The 19,835-nt window shown below is 74.8% G+C and carries 19 protein-coding genes; 13 read left to right on the top strand and 6 right to left on the bottom strand.

Annotation, left to right across the window (positions count from 1 at the left end; genetic code table 11):
* Positions 1 to 86: 86 nt before the first annotated feature.
* A complete protein-coding gene (locus tag ACWGE1_RS03110; RefSeq protein WP_453418828.1) occupies positions 87 to 1,118 on the bottom strand; it encodes an Rv2578c family radical SAM protein in 1,032 nt (343 codons plus the stop codon).
* A gap of 154 nt (positions 1,119 to 1,272) precedes the next feature.
* On the opposite strand from ACWGE1_RS03110, the gene ACWGE1_RS03105 reads away from it, so the two are divergent.
* The 7 genes from ACWGE1_RS03105 (at position 1,273) to ACWGE1_RS03075 (ending at position 9,874) form a co-directional block, all read left to right on the top strand.
* The gene (locus tag ACWGE1_RS03105; protein WP_453418827.1) at positions 1,273 to 1,716 is read left to right on the top strand and encodes an SRPBCC family protein; all 444 of its coding nucleotides are present in this window, start codon (positions 1,273 to 1,275) and stop codon (positions 1,714 to 1,716) included.
* Positions 1,717 to 1,918: 202 nt separating this feature from the next.
* The gene (locus ACWGE1_RS03100) at positions 1,919 to 2,752 is read left to right on the top strand and encodes a M55 family metallopeptidase (RefSeq protein ID WP_453418826.1); all 834 of its coding nucleotides are present in this window, start codon (positions 1,919 to 1,921) and stop codon (positions 2,750 to 2,752) included.
* A complete protein-coding gene (locus ACWGE1_RS03095; protein WP_453418825.1) occupies positions 2,745 to 4,178 on the top strand; it encodes a M20/M25/M40 family metallo-hydrolase in 1,434 nt (477 codons plus the stop codon). Before ACWGE1_RS03100 ends, ACWGE1_RS03095 begins: the two co-directional genes overlap by 8 nt.
* 13 nt (positions 4,179 to 4,191) lie before the next feature.
* On the top strand, positions 4,192 to 6,210 hold the full coding sequence (locus ACWGE1_RS03090) for a prolyl oligopeptidase family serine peptidase (protein ID WP_453418824.1): 2,019 nt from the start codon (positions 4,192 to 4,194) through the stop codon (positions 6,208 to 6,210).
* 148 nt (positions 6,211 to 6,358) lie between these two features.
* Positions 6,359 to 6,937 (top strand): GNAT family N-acetyltransferase, encoded by a 579-nt coding sequence (locus tag ACWGE1_RS03085; RefSeq protein WP_453418823.1) that lies wholly within the window; start codon positions 6,359 to 6,361, stop codon positions 6,935 to 6,937.
* 4 nt (positions 6,938 to 6,941) lie between these two features.
* Complete coding sequence (locus tag ACWGE1_RS03080) at positions 6,942 to 7,841, top strand: arginase family protein (RefSeq protein WP_453418822.1); 900 nt, start codon at positions 6,942 to 6,944, stop codon at positions 7,839 to 7,841.
* Positions 7,842 to 7,906: 65 nt separating this feature from the next.
* On the top strand, positions 7,907 to 9,874 hold the full coding sequence (locus ACWGE1_RS03075; RefSeq protein WP_453418821.1) for a DUF5107 domain-containing protein: 1,968 nt from the start codon (positions 7,907 to 7,909) through the stop codon (positions 9,872 to 9,874).
* A 49-nt stretch (positions 9,875 to 9,923) separates the two neighbouring features.
* On the opposite strand, the gene ACWGE1_RS03070 is transcribed toward ACWGE1_RS03075, so the two are convergent.
* A complete protein-coding gene (locus tag ACWGE1_RS03070; protein ID WP_453418820.1) occupies positions 9,924 to 10,745 on the bottom strand; it encodes a methyltransferase domain-containing protein in 822 nt (273 codons plus the stop codon).
* A gap of 199 nt (positions 10,746 to 10,944) precedes the next feature.
* Here ACWGE1_RS03070 and ACWGE1_RS03065 point away from each other — a divergent pair, with 199 nt between their 5' ends.
* The 3 genes from ACWGE1_RS03065 (at position 10,945) to ACWGE1_RS03055 (ending at position 13,987) form a co-directional block, all read left to right on the top strand.
* Positions 10,945 to 11,517: a TIGR03086 family metal-binding protein gene (locus ACWGE1_RS03065; RefSeq protein WP_453418819.1), complete on the top strand. Its 573-nt coding sequence runs from the start codon at positions 10,945 to 10,947 to the stop codon at positions 11,515 to 11,517.
* Between the two features lie 133 nt (positions 11,518 to 11,650).
* A complete protein-coding gene (locus ACWGE1_RS03060; RefSeq protein WP_453418858.1) occupies positions 11,651 to 12,868 on the top strand; it encodes an aminotransferase class I/II-fold pyridoxal phosphate-dependent enzyme in 1,218 nt (405 codons plus the stop codon).
* A 30-nt stretch (positions 12,869 to 12,898) separates the two neighbouring features.
* The gene (locus ACWGE1_RS03055) at positions 12,899 to 13,987 is read left to right on the top strand and encodes an MBL fold metallo-hydrolase (RefSeq protein WP_453418818.1); all 1,089 of its coding nucleotides are present in this window, start codon (positions 12,899 to 12,901) and stop codon (positions 13,985 to 13,987) included.
* A 50-nt stretch (positions 13,988 to 14,037) separates the two neighbouring features.
* On the opposite strand, the gene ACWGE1_RS03050 is transcribed toward ACWGE1_RS03055, so the two are convergent.
* Positions 14,038 to 14,616, bottom strand: a complete 579-nt coding sequence (locus tag ACWGE1_RS03050) for a TIGR03086 family metal-binding protein (RefSeq protein WP_453418817.1) — start codon at positions 14,614 to 14,616, stop codon at positions 14,038 to 14,040.
* 129 nt (positions 14,617 to 14,745) lie between these two features.
* The gene (locus ACWGE1_RS03045) at positions 14,746 to 15,207 is read right to left on the bottom strand and encodes a MarR family winged helix-turn-helix transcriptional regulator (RefSeq protein ID WP_453418816.1); all 462 of its coding nucleotides are present in this window, start codon (positions 15,205 to 15,207) and stop codon (positions 14,746 to 14,748) included.
* Between the two features lie 223 nt (positions 15,208 to 15,430).
* Between ACWGE1_RS03045 and ACWGE1_RS03040 the strand changes: the two genes are divergently transcribed.
* Positions 15,431 to 16,717 carry a serine hydrolase domain-containing protein gene (locus ACWGE1_RS03040; RefSeq protein ID WP_453418815.1) on the top strand — a complete coding sequence of 429 codons (1,287 nt, stop codon included), beginning with the start codon at positions 15,431 to 15,433 and terminating at the stop codon, positions 16,715 to 16,717.
* Positions 16,718 to 16,874: 157 nt separating this feature from the next.
* Positions 16,875 to 17,834, top strand: a complete 960-nt coding sequence (locus ACWGE1_RS03035; RefSeq protein ID WP_453418857.1) for a virginiamycin B lyase family protein — start codon at positions 16,875 to 16,877, stop codon at positions 17,832 to 17,834.
* Here ACWGE1_RS03035 and ACWGE1_RS03030 read toward each other — a convergent pair.
* Both ACWGE1_RS03030 and ACWGE1_RS03025 read right to left on the bottom strand, forming a co-directional pair.
* Positions 17,823 to 18,368, bottom strand: coding sequence for a DedA family protein (locus tag ACWGE1_RS03030; protein WP_453418856.1), 546 nt, complete (start codon positions 18,366 to 18,368; stop codon positions 17,823 to 17,825). The genes ACWGE1_RS03035 and ACWGE1_RS03030 overlap by 12 nt on opposite strands.
* An 80-nt stretch (positions 18,369 to 18,448) precedes the next feature.
* Positions 18,449 to 19,225 carry an MBL fold metallo-hydrolase gene (locus tag ACWGE1_RS03025; protein WP_453418814.1) on the bottom strand — a complete coding sequence of 259 codons (777 nt, stop codon included), beginning with the start codon at positions 19,223 to 19,225 and terminating at the stop codon, positions 18,449 to 18,451.
* Between the two features lie 120 nt (positions 19,226 to 19,345).
* Here ACWGE1_RS03025 and ACWGE1_RS03020 point away from each other — a divergent pair, with 120 nt between their 5' ends.
* Positions 19,346 to 19,750: a hypothetical protein gene (locus ACWGE1_RS03020; RefSeq protein ID WP_453418813.1), complete on the top strand. Its 405-nt coding sequence runs from the start codon at positions 19,346 to 19,348 to the stop codon at positions 19,748 to 19,750.
* The last annotated feature ends 85 nt before the right edge of the window (positions 19,751 to 19,835 follow it).

The following is a 19,835-nucleotide window of genomic DNA, read 5'->3' as shown; positions in this document are numbered from 1 at the left end:
CGGAATCGTCCCGGAAACCATGCCTGGAAGGCGGTATTGGGCCGCCGATTGGCCCGATGTGATGACCGTTCAGGCGGCGCCGGACGTCACAGGAGGCTGAGCTGGGTGGCCCCGGCGGGTGCGGAGCCGTCCGGACGCTCCGGTGCGACGGCCTGGCGAGCCGCGCCCCGCCGGCCCGGACCGATGCCGAATTCGGCCGCCAGTTCGTGGACTTGGCGGGTGATCCGGCGCTGGTACCAGGTGGGTGCGTACGACCCGCCCGCGTACATCCGCTCGTACCGGGGGACCAGGTGGGGGTGGTGGGTGCCCAGCCAGGCCGTGAACCACTCGCGCGCCCCGGGCCGCAGATGGAGTACCAGGGGTGTCACGGACGTCGCGCCGGACTCGGCCACGGCGCGCACGGTCGCCCGCAGCTGCTCCGGGGAGTCCCCGAGGAAGGGGATCACCGGGGCCATCAGCACCCCGCACTCGATCCCGGCGTCGGTGAGGGTCCGTACCGCGGCCAGCCGGGCGGCGGGGGAGGGGGTGCCCGGCTCGACGGTCCGCCAGAGCCCGGTGTCGGTGAAGCCGACGGAGACCGAGATCCCGACCTCGGTGACCTCGGAGGCCTCCCGCAGGAGGGGGAGGTCGCGCAGGATCAGCGTGCCCTTGGTGAGGATCGAGAAGGGGTTGGCGTGGTCGCGCAGCGCCTCGATGATCCCGGGCATCAGTCGGTAGCGGCCCTCGGCGCGCTGGTAGCAGTCGACGTTGGTGCCCATGGCGATGTGCGCGCCGGACCAGCGGGGCGGGCCGAGCTCGCGGCGCAGCAGCTCGGGGGCGTTGGTCTTGACGACGATCTGCGAGTCGAAGCCGAGGCCGGTGTCGAGGTCCAGGTAGCTGTGGGTCTTGCGGGCGAAGCAGTAGACACAGGCGTGGCTGCACCCGCGGTACGGGTTCACGGTCCATTCGAACGGCATGCGCGAGGCGCCGGGCACCCGGTTGACGATCGAGCGGGCCCGTACCTCGTGGAAGGTGATCCCCCGGAACTCGGGGGTGTCGATGGTGCGGGTCACGACGGAGTCGGCGCCGAAGAGCGCGGCCGGACCCGTGGGTCCCTCGGTCAGGTTGTCCCAGCGCATGGTGCGCCTCCCTCGCTAGCTCTGCCGAGAGAATAGAACAAACGTTCCCATGATCGTGCGGGTCCGTCGTCCCGTCCGATCCGGATTTGGGCCACCGCCCCGGAGGTGGTTGGCTTCGCCGTGACGAGCGGACACAACTGCTGGAGGAACAGCCATGGCGCAGGTCGAGGCCACCACGGAGCGCATCATCGGGGCCGACGCGGAGACGGTCTTCGACACGCTGGCGGACTACAGCGGTACCCGGAGCAAGCTGCTCCCCGAGCACTTCAGCGAGTACGAGGTGCGTGAGGGCGGCGACGGCGAGGGCACCCTCGTGCACTGGAAGCTCCAGGCCACCAGCAAGCGCGTGCGCGACTGCCTGCTCGAGGTCACCGAGCCCACCGACGGGCAGCTCGTGGAGAAGGACCGCAACTCCTCCATGGTCACCACCTGGGTGGTCACCCCTGCCGGTGAGGGCAAGTCCAGGGCCGTGGTCACCACCGTGTGGAACGGCGCCGGCGGCATCGGCGGCTTCTTCGAGCGCACCTTCGCCCCCAAGGGCCTCGGCCGGATCTACGACAGCGTGCTGGAGAAGCTGGCCGCCGAAGTGGAGCGCTGAGCAACGGCGTTGACGGTGGGGCCGGGGCTGCGGCCTCACCGGATCGGGTGAACCCGACCGGTCAGGCGGCCCGGCGGGTGGGCGGGCCGGGTCCGCGGGTCGTGCCCGTGGGCCGCGCCGCGCCGGGGCGCGAGTCCCACGGCGACAGGGGGCCCGGCGGTTAGGGTGGGCCCCTGAGCGCAACCGACCGCCCGGGGGCCCGATGAAGATCCTCATCTCCGCCGACATGGAAGGCGCCACCGGCGTCACCTGGCCCGCGGACGTGCTGCCCGGAACCCCGCAGTGGGAGCGCTGCCGCGCGATGTTCACCTCCGACGTGAACGCCGCCGTACTCGGCTTCTACGACGGCGGAGCCGACCAGGTCGTCATCAACGAGGCGCACTGGACCATGCGCAACCTGCTCCTGGAGAAGCTCGACGCCCGCGCCGAGATGCTCACCGGTCGTCACAAGACCCTCTCCATGGTCGAGGGGGTCCAGCACGGCGACGTCGACGGCATCGCCTTCGTCGGCTACCACACCGGAGCCGGCTCCGAGGGCGTCCTCGCCCACACCTACCTCGCCAACTCCATCACCGGGGTCTGGGTCAACGGGACGCGCGCCAGCGAGGGCCTGCTCAACGCCCATGTCGTCGCCGAGTACGGAGTGCCCGTCGTCCTGGTCACCGGCGACGACCTCACCTGCGTGGACGCCGCCGGATACGCCCCCGGCGCGGCGACCGTCGCCGTCAAGGACCACGTCTCGCGCTACGCCGCCGTGTGCCGGACGCCGGCCCGCACCGCCGCCGACATCCGGGCCGCCGCCAAGGAGGCCACCGCCCTCGCCGTCCGGCACGAACCGGTCCGCGGCGGCCCCTTCACCGTGGAGCTGGAGTTCGACGCCGCGCACCTGGCCATGGCCGCGACGGTGGTACCGGGGGTGGAGCGGAGCGGGGAGCGCAGGGTCGCGTACACCAGCGAAACGATGTACGAGGGGATCCGGGCCTTCAAAACCGTCACGACGGTCGTCTCCGCGGCCGTGGAGGAGCAGTATGGCTGACATGTGCGCAATCAACGCCGAGAGCCCCGCCGCTGCCGTCGCCGCCCCGGGCGCGGTCGATGCGGTCGGCGCGGTCAGTGCGGTGGACCGGGTCGGCGCGGTGGAGGCGGTGGACGGGGTGGCCCTCGACGAGGCCGTCGAGTTCACCTCCGGCCTGATCAGGATCGACACCACCAACCGGGGCGGCGGCGACTGCCGCGAGCGCCCCGCCGCCGAGTACGTCGCCGAGCGGCTCGCCGCCGCCGGTCTGGAGCCGCTCCTGCTGGAGCGGACCCCGGGCCGCACCAACGTGGTCGCCCGGATCGAGGGCACCGACCCCTCGGCCGAGGCCCTCCTGGTCCACGGCCACCTCGACGTGGTCCCGGCCGAGGCCGCCGACTGGAGTGTGGACCCCTTCTCCGGCGAGGTCCGGGACGGCGTGGTGTGGGGGCGCGGCGCCGTCGACATGAAGAACATGGACGCGATGGTGCTGGCCGTCGTACGGGCCTGGGCGCGCGCGGGAGTGAGGCCGCGCCGGGACATCGTGATCGCCTACACCGCCGACGAGGAGGACAGCGCGGTCGACGGCTCCGGCTTCCTCGCCGACCGCCACCCGCACCTCTTCGAGGGCTGCACCGAGGGCATCAGCGAGTCCGGGGCCTTCACCGTGCACACCGGCCCCGGCGGCCGCACCCTCTATCCGATCGCGGCGGGCGAGCGGGGCACCGCCTGGCTGAAGCTGACCGCGCACGGCACCGCCGGCCACGGCTCCAAGCCGAACAGGGCCAACGCCGTCAGCCGGCTCGCCGCCGCCGTCGCGCGGATCGGCGAGTACGACTGGCCGGTCCGGCTCACCGACACCGTCACCGCCTGCATCACCGAACTCGCCGCCCTGCAGGGCCTGTCGGTGGATCCGCGACGGCCGGACCTCGACCTCGACGGGATCCTCGACGAGCTCGGTCCGGCCGGCACCCTGGTCCGGGCGACCGTGCGCAACAGCGCCAACCCGACCATGCTCAGCGCCGGTTACAAGCTCAATGTGATCCCCGAGCACGCCACCGCCCACGTCGACGGCCGGACCGTGCCGGGCGGCGAGGCCGAGTTCGCCGCCACCCTCGACGCCCTCACCGGCCCCGACGTCCGGTGGGAGTTCCACCACCGGGAGGTCGCCCTCCAGGCCCCCGTGGACGGGCGGACGTACGGGATCCTGCGCGAGTCCGTCGAACGGTTCGACCCGGCCGGGCACGTGGTCCCCTACTGCATGGCGGGCGGCACCGACGCCAAGCAGTTCTCCCGCCTCGGCATCACCGGCTACGGCTTCTCCCCGCTGAAGCTGCCGCCCGGCTTCGACTACTGGGCCCTCTTCCACGGCGTGGACGAGCGGGTCCCCGTCGAGGCCCTGCACTTCGGCGTCCGCGTCCTCGACCGCGCCCTGCGGTCCCTGTGAGCGGGCCCCGGTGATGGCGGCGACGACCCGGCCCTACGGCAGCTGGCCCTCACCCATCGACGCCGCCCTCGCGGCCTCGCTCGACGGACGGCCCGAGTACCTCGGCACGGTCGGCCCCGAGGTGTGGTGGACCGAGCCCCGGCCCGAGCAGGCCGGCCGCCGCACCCTGGTGCGCCGCCGACTGGCCGACGGCGAGCCCGAGATCACCGAGCTGCCCGCCCCGTGGAACGTGCGCAGCCGCCTCACCGAATACGGCGGCCTGCCCTGGGCGGGAGCCGAACGGCCCGTCGGCGGCCCCCTGCTGGTCTTCGTCCACTTCGCCGACCAGCGGCTGTACGCGTACGAACCCGACGCGCCCGGCGGCCCCGACCCCCGGCCCCTCACCCCGCTCTCCCGCACCGGCGGTGGCCTGCGCTGGGCCGACCCGGTGCTGCGCGACGGCGAGGTCTGGTGCGTGCTGGAGGAGTTCACCGGGCCCGCGCCGACCGATGTGCGCCGGGTGCTGGCCGCCGTACCGCTGGACGGCTCGGCGGCCGGGGACCGTGCCGCGGTGCGGGAACTGACGGACGACCGCCACCGGTTCACCACCGGGCCCCGGCTCTCCCCGGACGGCCGGCGCGCCGCCTGGCTGGTGTGGGACCACCCCCGGATGCCCTGGGACGGTACCGAGCTGAGGGTGGCCGAGGTCACCGCGGACGGCCGGCTGGCCGATGCCCGCACCGTACTCGGAGGCCCCGACGAGGCCGTCGCCCAGGTCGAGTGGACGGCCGAGGGGACCCTGCTCGCGGTCAGTGACCGCGGCGGCTGGTGGAACCCGTACGGCGTGGACCCGCGCACCGGCTGGGCGATCAACCTCTGTCCCCGGGAGGAGGAGTTCGGCGGGCCGCTGTGGAAGCCGGGGCTCCGCTGGCTCGCACCGCTCCCCGGGGACACCCTGCACGCCGCGGGCCCGGGGAGCGGGCTCGTCGCCGTCCTGCACGGGCAGGGCTCATCGGTGCTCGGCATCCTCGACCCGGAGAGCGGCGACCTGGTGGACGCCGCCGGGCCGTGGACGGCCTGGCAGCCGACCCTCGCCGTGCACGGCACCCGGGTCTACGGGGTCGCCGCCAGCCCGCGCAGCGCCTACGAGGTGGTCGAGCTGGACACCGCCACCGGGCACGCCCGGGCGGTCGGCGCGCAGCGCCCGGACCCGGTGGACCCGGCCCACTACCCGGAGCCGCAGAGCCGCACCTTCCTCGGGCCCGACAACCGCCAGATCCACGCGCACGTCTACCCGCCGCACCACCCCGCCTGCCGGGCCGCCGCCGACGAACTGCCCCCGTACGTGGTCTGGGCGCACGGCGGACCCACCGACCACGTGCCGCCCGTACTCGACCTGCACATCGCGTACTTCACCTCGCGCGGCATCGGTGTGGTCGAGGTGAACTACGGCGGGTCCACCGGCTACGGCCGTGCCTACCGGGAGCGGCTGCGCGAGCAGTGGGGCGTGGTGGACGTGGAGGACTGCGCGGCGGTGGCCCGGGCGCTGGCCGCCGAGGGCACCGCCGACCCCGCCCGGCTCGCCATCCGCGGCGGCAGCGCGGGCGGCTGGACGGCGGCGGCCTCACTGGCCGCCACCGACGTGTACGCGTGCGCCGCGATCATCTATCCGGTGCTGGACCTGTCGGGCTTCGCCGAGGAGACCCACGACCTGGAATCCCGGTACATCGAGGGCCTGGCCGGGCCGCCGCAGACGCTGGCCGTACTCAACCGGGAGCGTTCGCCCGTCGCGCGTGCCGACCGGATCACGGCGCCGTTCGTCCTGCTCCAGGGGCTGGAGGACCCGGTCTGCCCGCCGGCCCAGGCGGAACGGCTGCTCGCCGCCCTGGAGGGCCGGTCGGTGCCGCACGCGTACGTGACCTTCGAGGGCGAGGGCCACGGCTTCCGGCGGGCGGACACCATGATCCGCGCGCTGGAGGCCGAACTGTCGCTGTACGCACAGGTCTTCGGCATCGAGCGCACGGACGTCCCGCGTCTGGACCTGGATGCATGAGCGGCCGCTGTCCGTCGAGCCGGCTCCTCCAGGAGTGCGGGGGAAGCCGGTTTCGCGACTGCATCGGGCGGAGGGGATGCGGCGCCACGGGGCCGACCGCGTGGGCTGCCGGCGGGCCGGGCCGTCGATTGCTTCGTAGCCTGGGGTGATGACCTTCTCCAGCTACGTCCGGGAGGGCGAGCGCGTGGGCCTGCGGCCCTTCCGGCTCGCCGACGGCCCCGAGTTCATCGCGCGCGTGCACGAGAGCCGGGACCTCCACCGCCCCTGGCTCTCCCCGCCCGCCACCATCGAGGAGTACGAGCCCTACGCGGCCCGGCTGGCCGAGGGCGAGAGCCGCGCCGGGTTCCTCGTGTGCGAGCGGGGGACCGGGGCCGTCGCCGGCTTCGTCAACGTCAACAACATCGTGCGCGGTGCCTTCCAGTGCGGGGCCCTCGGCTACGGGGCCTTCGCGCACGCCGCCGGACGGGGCCTCTTCCGCGAGGCCCTCGCGCTGGTCCGGGCACACGCCTTCGCCCCCGAGGCGGAGAGCGGCCTCGGGCTGCACCGCCTGGAGGCCAACATCCAGCCCGGCAACGCCGCCTCGATCGCCCTCGTGCGGGGCGGCGGCTTCCGTCTGGAGGGGCTCTCCCCGGACTTCCTGTACGTGGACGGCGCCTGGCGCGACCACGAGCGCTGGGCCGTCACCGCCGAAATGCCGCCCCCCGAGGGGCCCCGTCGCACAGGATGAGGACATGCGAACCCTCGTGCTCCTCGACGCCCCCTCCAACCTGGGCCTGCGCCCGCCCGCGCCCGGAGTCGTACCGGGCGTCTACAAGCTCGCCGGCGCCCTGCGCGAACAGGGCCTGCTGGCCCGGCTCGGCGCGCGGGAGGGCGGGGTGGTGGTGCCGCCGCGCTACGACCGCGGCGACTGGAAGGAGGGCGACGGCGTGTTCCACGCCGAGGCCCTCGCCGCCTACACCGTCACCCTCGCCGACCGGATCGAACGGCACCTGCGGGCGGGGGAGTTCCCCGTCGTGCTCGGCGGTGACTGCTCCATCCAGCTCGGCGCGGCCCTCGCGATGCGCCGCCTGGGGCGCTACGGACTCGCCGCGATCGACGGCTCCGCCGACTTCCGCCACCCCGGCAACGAGGCCGTGAACGGTCCCGTGGGCGCCGCCGGCGGCGAGGAGCTGGCCCTCTCCACCGGACGCGGCCAGGCCGGCCTCTCGGACCTGGAGGGGCGCTCCCCGTACCTGCGGGACGAGGACGTGCGGCTCCTCGGGCTCCGGGACGGCGATCCGGACCTCGCCGAGCTCCACGCGGCCGGGATCTCCGTCGCCACCGTCGGGGAGATCCGCCGACGCGGCGCGGGACCGGTGGCGAGGGCGGCACTGGACGGGCTGCACCCGCCGGACACCGCCGGATTCTGGGTGCACCTGGACGCCGACGTGCTGGACCCGGCCGTCATGCCGGCCGTGGACAGTCCCGACCCCGGCGGCCTGCTCCCCGACGAACTGGCCGAACTGCTCGCGGTCCTGGTGAGCTCCCCGCGGTGCGCCGGGATCAACGTCACGATCTACGACCCGGACCTGGACCCGGACGGGCGTGCGGGCGCCCTCCTCGCCGACCTGCTCGCGGGCGCCTTTGCGTAATCCTGACCGGTGGTCCTCCGCGGAACCCCTGTGCACCGGCCGCCGTGGCGTGTTCCATCTCCTTCATGGCCACCACCGTCCGACGCGCCGTACTGACCCTCCCCGCAGCTCCGTTGGGCTCGGACAACCCACTGCCCGCCCTGCGCGCACCCGACGGCGTGCACGAGCTGGACGAGCGGGCCCGCGAGGGGCTGCCGCGCGACATGGCACGGCAGATCGGCTACGAGCCGCTGCGCTCCCTGCTGCCCGTGCGGATCCGCGACGGGTACGGGCGGGAGCGCTCGGAGCGGGAGTTCGAGTCGATCGTCATCGAGAACGACCACCTGCGGGTCACCGTGCTCCCGGGCCTCGGCGGGCGCGTCCACTCGCTCGTGCACCTGCCGACCGGGCGGGAGCTCCTCTACCGCAACCCCGTGTTCCAGCCCGCCAACTTCGCGCTCAACGGCGCCTGGTTCTCCGGCGGCATCGAGTGGAACACCGGCGCGACCGGGCACACCACCCTCTCCTGCGCCCCGCTGCACGCCGCGCTCGTCCCGGCCCCGGACGGGGGCGTGATGGTCCGGCTGTGGGAGTGGGAGCGCCTGCGCGACCTGCCCTTCCAGGTGGACCTGTGGCTGCCGCAGGACTCGGAGTTCCTCTACGTCGGCGTCCGCGTGCGCAATCCGCACGAGCGGCCCGCCCCGGTGTACTGGTGGTCCAACATCGCCGTTCCGGAGGAGCCGGGCACCCGGGTGCTGGCCCCCGCCGACGAGGCCTGGCACTTCGGGTACGAGCGCGCGCTGCGCCGCGTCCCGGTACCGGAGTGGGCGGGCGCGGACCGCACGTACCCGCTGCGCGGCGAGTATCCGGCCGACTACTTCTACGAGGTCCGGGACGGGGCCCGGCCCTGGATCGCCTCCCTGGACGCCGCCGGGCGCGGGCTCGTGCAGACCTCCACCGCGCAGTTGCGCGGCCGCAAGCTGTTCGTGTGGGGCGCGGGCGGTGGCGGCCGGCGCTGGCAGGAGTGGCTGACCGAGCCCGGCACGGGGGGCTATGCGGAGATCCAGGCCGGGCTGGCCCGGACCCAGCTGGAGCACGTACGGCTGGAGGGCGGCGCGGAGTTCAGCTGGCTGGAGGCGTACGGGCCGCTGTCGGCGGAGCCCGGGCAGGTGCACGGCGCGGACTGGGCCGCGGCCCGCGGCGCGGCCGAGCGGGCGCTGGAGGCCGTACTGCCGCGGGAGCGGGTCGACGCGGCGTACGAGGCGTGGCGCGGCTGCGCCGACACCGAGCCGGGGGAGCGGCTGGCGGAGGGCACGGGCTGGGGCGCGCTGGAGGTCCTGTGCGGCGGGATCGAGCTGCCGGGCACCCCCTTCGACGAGTCCATGCTCGGCGAGGAGCAGGAGCCGTGGCTCCAGGTGTGGCGCACGGGCGTCCTGCCGGCGCCGCGCCGGGTGGTCCCGCCGGGGCCGAGCCTGGTCGCCGCGCACTGGCGGGACATGCTGGAGACGGCCCCGGCGGACCCGTTGACGGAGTACCACCTGGGTGTGGCCCAGTGGCACGCCGGTGACGTGGCCCAGGCGGTACGCAGCTGGGAGCGCGGGCTGGCGCTGGCTCCCTCGCGGTGGCCGCTGCTGCGGTGCCTGGCGGTGGCGGACGCGCTGGCGGGCGATGCGGAGCGCGCGGCCGACGGATTCGCGGCGGCCTTCGAGGACCTGGCCGTGGAGAGTCGCGGGGGCGAGCAGTGGACGGCCGCGGAGTCGGCGCTCGGCCAGGAGGCGATGGCCGCCCTCCTCGCGGCCGGCCGCCTGCCGCAGGCCCGCGCCGTCTGGGACCGGCTCCGGCCGGCCCTGCGCGAGCAGGGCCGCTTCCGCCTGCTGGCGGCCAGGCTGCTCGCGGCGGAGGGCCACGTCCGGGCGGCCCGCCGGGTCTTCGAGGACGGCTTCGAACTTCCGGACCTGCGGGAGGGCGAGGAAACCCTGTCCGAGGTCTGGTCCGCCCTCACAGACTGCCCGTTGCCCGCCCGCTACGACTTCAGCATGCGGCCGCCGGGTTAGCGGCGGTCCCGGGGTCAGGCCCGGGTCAGGATCAGGCCCCGGCGCAGGATCAGGCCCGGCACAGGATCTCGGCGTTCAGGACCGAGAACCAGGCGTCGGGGTCCGCGCCCCACGTGCGCCAGGCGTCGGCGACCGCCGTCAGGCCCGCGGCCGTCGTGTGGCCGCCGCCGGTGGCGACGGCCGCGTACGCGGAGGCCCGGGTGCGGTCCGCCCACAGGGCCGACCACCAGGCGGTCTCCTCCGGGGTGGCGAAGCACCAGGCCGTCGCGGAGGAGGCCACGTCGGTGAAGCCGGCCTCCCGGGCCCAGGCCCGCAGGTGGCGGCCGGCGTCCGGTTCACCGCCGTTGGCGCGGGCCACCCGGCGGTACAGGTCCAGCCAGTCGTCCAGGCCCGGCGCGGCCGGGTACCAGGTCATCGCCGCGTAGTCGGCGTCGCGCGCGGCCACGATCCCGCCCGGCCGACAGACCCGCCGCATCTCGCGCAGCGCCTGCACCGGGTCGCCGACGTGCTGCAGCACCTGGTGGGCGTGGACCACGTCGAAGGAATCGTCCGGGAAGTCCAGCGCATGGACGTCGGCGGCGGCGAAGGACACGACATCGCCCAGGCCGCGCTCCTGAGCGTGCGCGCGGGCCTGCTCCAGGACGTCCCCGGCTGCGTCGACGGCGGTGACCCGGCCGCCCGGTGCGACCAGTTCCGCCAGGTCCGCGGTGATCGTGCCGGGGCCGCAGCCGACGTCCAGCACCCGCATGCCGGGGCGCAGCTCGCCGATCAGGTACGCGGCGGAGTTCTCGGCGGTGCGCCAGCGGTGCGAGCGCAGGACCGACTCGTGGTGGCCGTGCGTGTAGACGGCGGTCTCCTTGGCGGCGTTCACGACCGGACCCCTCTTCGTTTCGTCGTCGAAGCGTTGGTCCCACGGTAGGTGATCAGTTCGCCATCTGAGATATATGTTTTGACATGTGGACGCCACCCTTGTGGGCCAAAGGGGTTGGGCTGGTCGGTGGCAGGGTCATGCGGGTGCGAGGAGAGTTGCTGCAGGGGGCACATCCCCATGGCGGAGGGCGGTGAAGGTCATGACGGACGCGCTGCTCGAACGGCACGCCGAGGCGTTGAGGCTCTTCGGCGAGCGGGTGCGCGAGGTGACCGGCGGCCAGTGGGGCGGGCCGACCCCGTGCACGGAATGGAACGTGCGCGAGCTGGTCAACCACGTCACCGCGGAGCAGCTCTGGATCCCGCCGCTGGTCGCCGAGGGCCGCACCGTCGAGGAGTTGGAGGGCCGCTTCTCCGGTGACGTCCTGGGCGACGACCCGGTCGCGGCCTGGGACCGGGCCTCGGCCGCCGCGCACGCCGCCTTCGCCGCGTCCGGCGCGATGGACCGGACCGTGCGCCTCTCGTACGGGCCCGCGCTCGGGTCGGCGTACTGCTCGGAGCTGACCGCCGACTGCGTCGTGCACACCTGGGACCTGGCCCGCGGCATCGGCGCCGAGGACCGGCTGCCCGACAGTCTCGTCGAGTTCTCGATCAAGGAGATCATGCCGTACGCCGACGGGCTCGCGGCCAGTGGTGCGTACGACGAGCCGGTGGAGGTCCCGGCGGGGGCCGACGCGCAGACCCGGCTCCTCGCGATGGTGGGGCGGAAGGGTTGACGCGCACGGGTGGGGATCCCGCACAACAGGCATACAGCCGTAAATAATCGTATAAAGGTCAGATCCGGCGGGGCGTCGCGGGGCCCGTCGGGCGTGGCAGGGCGAGCGCGGAAGGCGGGAAGCGGTGGTGGGGATGCAGCGCACGGCGGCGGAGGGCCGCGGACCGGTCCGGTACGGCCCACCCGCCCCCCAGCCGGGCCTGCCCGTGCTCCCCGAGCTTGTCTCCGTCCTCGCCGCGGCCGCCGGACGCGCAGCCCCCGAGCCCCCGGGCGGCGGCGAACCCGTGAGGGAGGCCGCCTGCCGGCACTGGGGGCGGCGCGGACTGGCCACCTCACCGGAGAACGTGGCCGCGGGCCCCGGCGCTCCCGCACTGCTCCTGGCCCTCATCGGGGCGTACGGGGGCGACGTGATGCTGCCCCGGCCCTGCCCCGCCTGGTGGACCCCGCAGGTCCGGCTGCTGGGGCGGCGGGCCTATCACGTGCCGACCCCGGCCGAGTGCGGCGGCGTACCGGACCCCTACGCCCTGCTGGAGACCGTGCGGCGGGTGCGCGCCGAGGGCGGCGACCCGCGGGTCCTGCTGCTGTCGGTCGCCGACGACCCCACCGCGACCGTGCCGCCGCCCGAGATGCTGCGCGAGGCGTGCGAGGCCGCCGAATCCGCCGGGCTGTTCGTCGTCAGCGACGAGAGCTGGCGCGACACCGTCCACCGCCCCCGCGACACCCTGGTCCTGAGCCCCGCCGAAATGCTTCCCGAACAGGCGGCCGTCCTCATGGACCTGTCCGGGGCGCTGCTGCCCGCCGGCTGGCCCGCCGCCGTCGTCCGCTTCCCCGACACCCCGCGCGGGACCTGGCTGCGCGCCCGCACCCTCGACGTGCTCACCGCCACCGGAGCGATGGTCGCCGGACCCGTGGCGGGGGCCGCCGCCCACGCCCTCGACGAACCCGACGCCGTCGCCGGACGGGCTCGCGCCGCCGCGGCCCTGCACGGGGTCGTGGCCGCCGCCGCGCACCGCCGGCTGCTGGAGGCCGGAGCGCTGGCCCGCCCCCCGCAGGCCGGCCGGCACCTCTACGCGGACCTCACGCCGCTGCGCGCCGGACTCGCCCGGCAGGGGGTCGGCGACGCCATGGAACTGGAGGACTGGCTCGGCGGCCGGCTCGGCGCGCCCACGCCCGGCGGGCAGCGGTTCGCCGACGAACTGGGCGCGCTGCGGGTGCGGTTGTCCACCGGGCCGTTGCTGGGCGCCACCCCGCAGGAGCGGCTGGCCGCGCTCACCGCCCGCGATCCGCTCGCGCTCCCGCACGTACGCGACTCCCTGGCACTCCTCGGATCAGTACTGGCCGGGCTGGCCTGACCTCCGACCCCGGTGAACGGAGACTTCGCGATGAGGGACCGGACGGATCTCGCCGCCCCTGCTGCTGCCCCCGCCGCCGCCGGCCCCGCTTCCTCTGCCCCTGCCCCGGCCCCTGCCCCCCGGCCGCCGGAGCCGGACCGTCCGGCCGCCCCGCGCCCGCTCGGTGAGCACCGCCGCTGGCCGCGCTCCTTCGCGGACCGGCTGACCGCCCCGCTCCCCGGGGTCCGTGCCTTCGCCCGCCTCGCCCGTGAGGGCGCCTTCCGGCCCGGACCCGAGGGGCTGCGCGGTATTCCGGACCTGCCGTACGAGCCGGGCCCGCTGCCCGCCGCGCCCCCCGGCACCGTCTGCGTCACCTGGGCCGGACACGCGAGCTGGGTGCTGCGGACCGGCGGGCTGACGGTACTGACCGACCCCGTCTGGTCCCGGCGGATCCTCGGCACCCCGGCCCGGATGACTCCCGTCGGGGTGCGCTGGGAGGAGCTGCCGCCGGTGGACGCGGTGGTGATCAGCCACAACCACTACGACCACCTCGACGCCCCCACCCTCAAGCGGCTGCCCCGGCAGACGGCCCTCTTCGTACCGGCCGGCCTGGCGGGCTGGTTCCGCCGCCGCGGCTTCACCCGGGTCACCGACCTCGACTGGTGGGAATCGGCCGAACTGGGCGGCGTACGCTTCGAGTTCGTTCCCGCCCACCACTGGTCGAAGCGGTCGCTGATCGACACCTGCCGGTCCCTGTGGGGCGGCTGGATCCTCACCGACACACTGAGCGCGGCCCCGCGGAAGGTCTACTTCGCGGGCGACACCGGCCACGGGCACTGGTTCGGCGAGATCGGCCGCCGTCACCCCGGCATCGACCTCGCCCTCCTGCCCGTCGGCGCCTACGCCCCGCGCTGGTGGCTCGGCGACGTCCACGCCGACCCGGAGCAGGCCGTCCGGGCCTGCCTGGACCTCGGGGCCCGCCGGATGGCCCCCATGCACTGGGCCACCTTCGTGCTGTCCGCGGAGCCGGTCATGGAACCCCTGCACCGCACCCTGGCCGCCTGGTCCCGGGCCGGGCTGCCCCGCGAGGACCTCTGGGACCTTCCGATCGGCGCCTCCCGGACGCTGCCCGACGGCTGATCCCGCGGCCGGGGCGGCGCCCCGGCCGCGGGATCGGCGGCGGCACACGGTCAGCGGGACCAGTGCGGGTCGCGCCCGGTGAACGCGAGGAGCCGCTCGGCGCGGGTCGCCCCCTGCGCGGTGGCCAGCGGGGGCGCGTACTTCCCGAACGAGTCGCGGACGAAGTCGACGATCCTCGCCGCGATGTCCTCCAGCGCCCCGGCCATCTCCTCGGTCAGCGGCAGGTCCTGCCCGGTGGCCCGGGCGATGTCCCAGGCGTGGATGCCCGCGTCGAGCGCCGCGGCGGCGGCACCCATGCCGGCCGGCATCGGACCCATCGGGGTGGGCACGCTCTCGGCGTCCCGCCCCGAGTCCCATGCCGCGGCGGCCTCCCCCAGCACCGCCGCCAGCTCCGCGACCGGACGGTCGGACGTGGCGTCCGCGGGCTCGAACGGGTCTGTCGCCGGCGCGACCCCCGTGATCTGCATGACCAGCGCCTGCTGGTCCAGGCGCGCGTGGTTCAGCACCTGACGCACCGTCCACTCCGTGCACGGTGTCGGATCCCCCCATGCCCCGTCGGGGACGCCGCGCACGGCGGCCAGCAGGTAGTCGTGCGCCTCGGCGAGCAGTTCGAAACCGTCGACGGTCATCCGTCGCCCTCCCGTAGCTCCAAGATCGAACCGTCACCATAGGTCGGCCCCGGGCCGGGCGTCAGGTCTTTGGCCGAGAACGGAAACCGGCCGCCGCCGCGGCCCCGGGCCGGGCCTGCGGGAGCGCCCTCAGTGGTGCCAGGCCTTGCCGCCCACGTTGTGGATGAACCGCTGGAGCACCTTGAGGGTGATCAGGTACTCCTCGTCGGAGATGTCCGCGTGCCGCTCGTCCCACAGCTCCTTCTGCAGGGCCGCAGCCCTGTCGAAGAACTCCCGGCCCTCGGGGGTCATTTCCAGGCGTCCTGCGGCGTCCTGGGTGATCCAGCCCTGGACGATGACCGAGTCGATCTCCTCGGCCAGTGCCTGACCGCCCACCGCGAGGTAGCCCCGCAGGGTCTCGGTCACCTCGTCCCGGGTCCGGACCTCGTCGCCGGCCAGTGCGACCCGGGCGAGGATCCACCACTGCGGCTGGGTGGTGCCGAGCTCGGCGAGCGCGCCCCGGGTGCGGTTGACGACCGCGTCGTAGGCGGCCCAGCTCCAGTAGCCGATGGGCTGGCGGACCAGTTCGGCGTCGTCGTGCGAATACTCCATGACGGATCAACTCCCCGTGTGCCGTGCAGGTTTGTGCGCTGGGCAAGACCCTACGAACTCAACCGCGCTTGAGGTCCATCCCCCGGTCGGGGACTGTCCCGATCCCGACCCTGCCGGGCCGTTGCCGAAGGGCGGCTCCCGGCGCCTCCTGCGAGGGCGGAAGCGTTAAAATTGGACGGTTCCACCTGCCTCGGGGGCCGAGTGCAACGGCTGTGATGCGTGCATGAAGACCTCCCGAGCCCTGCTGCCGACGCCCTGCCCGGCCCTCATCGTCGCTGGTGGCGCCCTTCCCGCCGAGCCGGCCGCCCCGGCCCTCGCCGATCCGTCGGCCACCCCCTCCACGGCGTCGGGCACCCGGGCCCCCGACCCCTCGGCGCTGAGGCCCATCGATCCGGCCGCCTTCCGGGCCTCCGTCGAAAGCGTGGCGAAGAAGCTCATGGTGCCCGGCGCGGTCGTGCTGCTCCGCACCCCGCAGGGGACCTTCCGGGCCGTCGTCGGCACCGCCGAGCGCGGCGCGCACCGGCCGCCGGACCCCCAGGACCATTTCCGGATCGCCTCCGGCACCAAGACCATGACCGCAGCGCTGATCATGCTCCTCGCCCAGGACGGGAAGCTCCGGCCGGCCGATCCGGTGTCCAAGTACGTCGAGGGCGTGCCGAACGGCGCGAACATCACCGTGGCCGAACTGCTCAGGATGCGCAGCGGGCTCTACGACTACACCAGCGCCCCCGAACTCACCGCCGCCCTGGACGCAGACCCGGGGAAGGCGTACTCCCCCCAGGACGTCCTGGCCATCGCCTTCCGGCGGCCGCCGAACTTCGCACCCGACGCCGACCACGAGTACTCCAACACCAATTACGCCCTGCTCGGCCTCGTCGCCGAGAAGGCCGGCGGCCGCCCCCTCGCCCAGCAGTTCCGGGACCGGCTGTTCACCCCGCTGGGCCTCGCGGGAACGTCACTGCCGGGCCTCCACGACCGGACCCTCGCCGAGCCCCACGCCCACGGCTACATGTACGGCGACACCAGCTACGCCCTGGTCGACGATCCCTACCCGGCCGCCGTGCGCGAGGCGGCGGAGGCGGGGGAGCTCGCGCCCATCGACTACACCCACCAGAACCCCTCCTACGCCACCGCCGCGGGCGGAGCCGTCTCCACCGCGCAGGACCTGGTCACCTGGATCCGGGCGCTGGTGACGGGCGAGGTCCTGAACCCCGCGACCCAGCGGCAGTGGCTGGACAGCCCGCAGGCCGAGAACCCGGACGCGCCCGACGGCCGGAAGTACGGCTACGGCATCGCCCACCAGAGCTTCGGCCCGAACGCGGCGATGTACTACCACGGCGGTGAACTGCCCGGCTTCAACTCCTTCATCGGCCACGACCCCGACAACGACGTCACGCTCGTCGTCTGGACGAACCTGACGCTGTCGCCGGACGGGCGGACCACGGCCCAGGCCCTGCTGCCCACACTCCTCAACCAGATCTACACCGGCCTCGAGCTCCCCACCGTCTGAGCGTCCGCCCGCCGTACGGGCCCGCACGCGGGGCATTGGAGTGGCGGCGCCCGCGCCGTTGGCGTGGCTCCCGCACCGGCCGACGGCGGTTCCTAGGGTCGTCGGGGGCACGGCACCGGGCCGGCCGTCCGGATCAGGTGGGTGAGTCGTGGAACGCATGACGGCCGAGTCTCGAACGACCGGACCCCCGGCCGCCCGGCGGTGGACCCGCCGGCTGGCCGCCGCTGTGGGGCTGCTGGTGCTCTGCGCGCTCCCGGTGGCGGCGGCGGGCGCCGCGCAGCCCGGTGACGTACGGTCGTCGCCCGCCCGCCCGCCCCTGTACGTGTCCGACTACGGCAACAACCGGGTGGTGGCCCTGCCCGCGGACGGCGGCGACCAGAGCACCGTCCCCCTCGACGGGCTGGTGCGGCCGACCGGCATGGCCTGGGACGCCGCGGGACGGCTGTACGTCTCCGACACGGGCAACAACCGGGTGCTCGTCCTGCCCCCGAACGGCGGGGAGCAGTCCGTCGTTCCCACGGCCGACCTGTCGCGCCCGCTCGGGCTAGCCCTCGACCCGGCCGGGAACCTCTACATCGCCGACAGCTTCAACGACCGCATCGTGAAGGTGTCCGCAGGCGGCGGGGGCCAGTCGACCGTTCCCACCACCGGGCTGCTGCACCCCTGGGGACTGGCGTGGGCGCCCGGCGGGCACCTGTACGTCTCCGACTTCGTCAACGACCGCGTCGTGAAGGTCGCCGTGGACGGGAGCGGCCAGACCACCGTGCCCACCGCGGGCCTCTCCCAGCCGACCGGGCTGGCCCTCAACGCCGCCGGTGACCTCTACGTCGCCGACAGCGGCAACAACCGCGTGGTGAGGGTGGCCGCGGGCAGCGGTCCGCAGAGCACCGTGCCCACCACCGGCCTGAGCTCCCCGCTGGGGCTCGCGCTCGACGGCTCCGGCGGCCTCTACGTGGCCGACGGCTTCAACAACCGGGTGGTGCGGGTCCGCGAGAGCGGCGGCGGCCAGGTCACGCTCGCCTTCACCGGCCTCAACACGCCGACGGGTCTCGCCTTCCCGCCGCCGGCCGCGCGGCCGGGGCACGGGCCCGCCCCGGAGGCCGGCTCAGGGCTGTGACCGCAGGCGCCGCCACAGCGTGGGGCCCGCGCTGATCGCGAGGGCCAGGCCGACCGCCATGGCCACGCCCTTCCAGGGCTCCGCGAAGAGGGTGCCGCCCAGGATGCCGATCAGGCCGTAGGTCGCCGCCCAGGCCAGGCACGCCGGGGCGTCGCCGCGCGCGAAGCGGCGCAGCGGCACCTGCGCCAGGAGGCAGGCCAGCATCACCGGGATCCGGCCCGCCGGAACCAGCCGCGACAGGACCAGGACCTGCACCCCGTGCTCGTCCAGCTTCGTCCGCGCCTGCTCCAGCCGCTCCGGCGTGGCCCGGCCGCGCAGCGCCTCCAGCCAGGGCGAGCCGCCCCGCGACCGCACCCCGCGCTGCCCGAGCCAGTACAGGGCCAGGTCCCCGGTGAACGCCGCCAGCGCCGACACCCCGAACACCAGCAGCACCCCGAAGGGCGGCGACTGGTGGTGGAAGGCCACCACCGCCGCCGAACTCACCAGCGCCCCCGTCGGGATGACGGGTACCAGCGCGCCCAGCGCCACCAGCATGAACAGCGCCGGATATCCCACCGCCTGCTGGGTGCTCTCAGGCGGCACCTGGCCGGCCGCCGCCGCGAGCTCGCGCCACGTCACGGCAGCCGCACCCGCTCGCCGTGGCGCGGCACGGTCACGGTGACCTTCGGCGCCAGCTGCCGCGCGTACCGCTCGAACTCCTCGCCCGGCGCGTGGAATTCGTGCGGCCGCACCGCGTCCATCCCGACCGGCCAGAAGGTTCCGTAGTGCACCGGAACGGCCGCCGCGGGCGCCAGCCGGGCCAGCGCCTGCGCCGCCCGCCCCGCGTCCAGGTGCCCCGGTCCCAGGTACGGACCCCAGCCGCCCACCGGCAGCAGGGCCACGTCCACCGCTCCGACCTCCTCGGCCATCGTGTCGAACAGCCCGGTGTCCCCGGCGAAGTAGGTCCGCGCCGCGCCCCGCACCACGTACCCGAGCGCCGGGCAGCGGTGCGGCCCGAACGGCAGCCGCCGTCCGTCGTGCCGCGCGGCCACCGCCCGGACCCGTACCCCGTCCCGTACGGCGACCTCGTCGCCCGGCACCACTTCCGTCACCGCCAGTCCGCGCAGCCCGGCGACCCGCGCCAGCCCCGGCACCGCCCGGCGCGCGCCGCGGGGCACCAGCAGCCGGGTGCCGGGCGCGAGCCGCGCCAGCGACGGCAGATGCAGGTGGTCGGCGTGCAGGTGCGAGACAAGCACCGCGTCCGCCACGGCGGCCTCGGGCGGGGGCGCCGCCCCGCGCCGCCTGCGCAGATGTGCCAGCCGGCGAGCGAACAGCGGGTCCGTCAGCAGCCGGACCCCGGAGTCCTCGACGGTGCACGTGGCATGACCCCACCAGGTGATCTCCACCGGCACCCGGTCCTCCCTCCCTCGCACCCCGTTCACGAGCCTAGAGGCTGCCCCGCGCGGCCGCTCGGAACCGGATCCCGGCCACCCCCTCCTCTACCGCGGAGTATCGGAGTAGGGTCCGGCGGCATGGAAGAGTTGCGCGTGGCCACGATCGCCAGTCTGGCCCCGCTCGAGGACCTGGATGCCGACCCCTTCGCCGTGGACACCCGCGGCCAGCACGCCGTGTGCGCGCGCTGGGCCGCCGACCGGGGTTACGTCGTGACGAAGCAGCTGCTGGTGTACGGGCTGCGCGCCGACCACTGCGGGCTCTGGTCCGCCATCGACACCGGCCGGGCCGACCTCTTCGTCGCCGCCAACCAGCGGGTGCTGGCCCGCGCGCTGCGCTCCGTCGAGGAGTTCACCGCCGAGTGCGATCGGCGCGGCGTACGGCTGGAGACCGCCGGGGGCGAGGAGCCCCGCTACACCGCCGCGATGAAGGCCGAGGTGCACCGCCGGCTGTCCATGCCGACCGCCGGCTACGACGGCACCTGACCCACCGCTCCGCACTCCCGTGCGCCGTCCGTCCTGCCCGACCGGGCGGGCCGGCCTGTGCGAGCCTTGAAGGCGGACGGGCTCG

This window comes from Streptomyces sp. NPDC054932 (assembly GCF_053610205.1).
The sequence above is the reverse complement of the archived record's forward strand: the minus strand, read 5'-3'. Positions and strand labels throughout refer to the sequence as shown.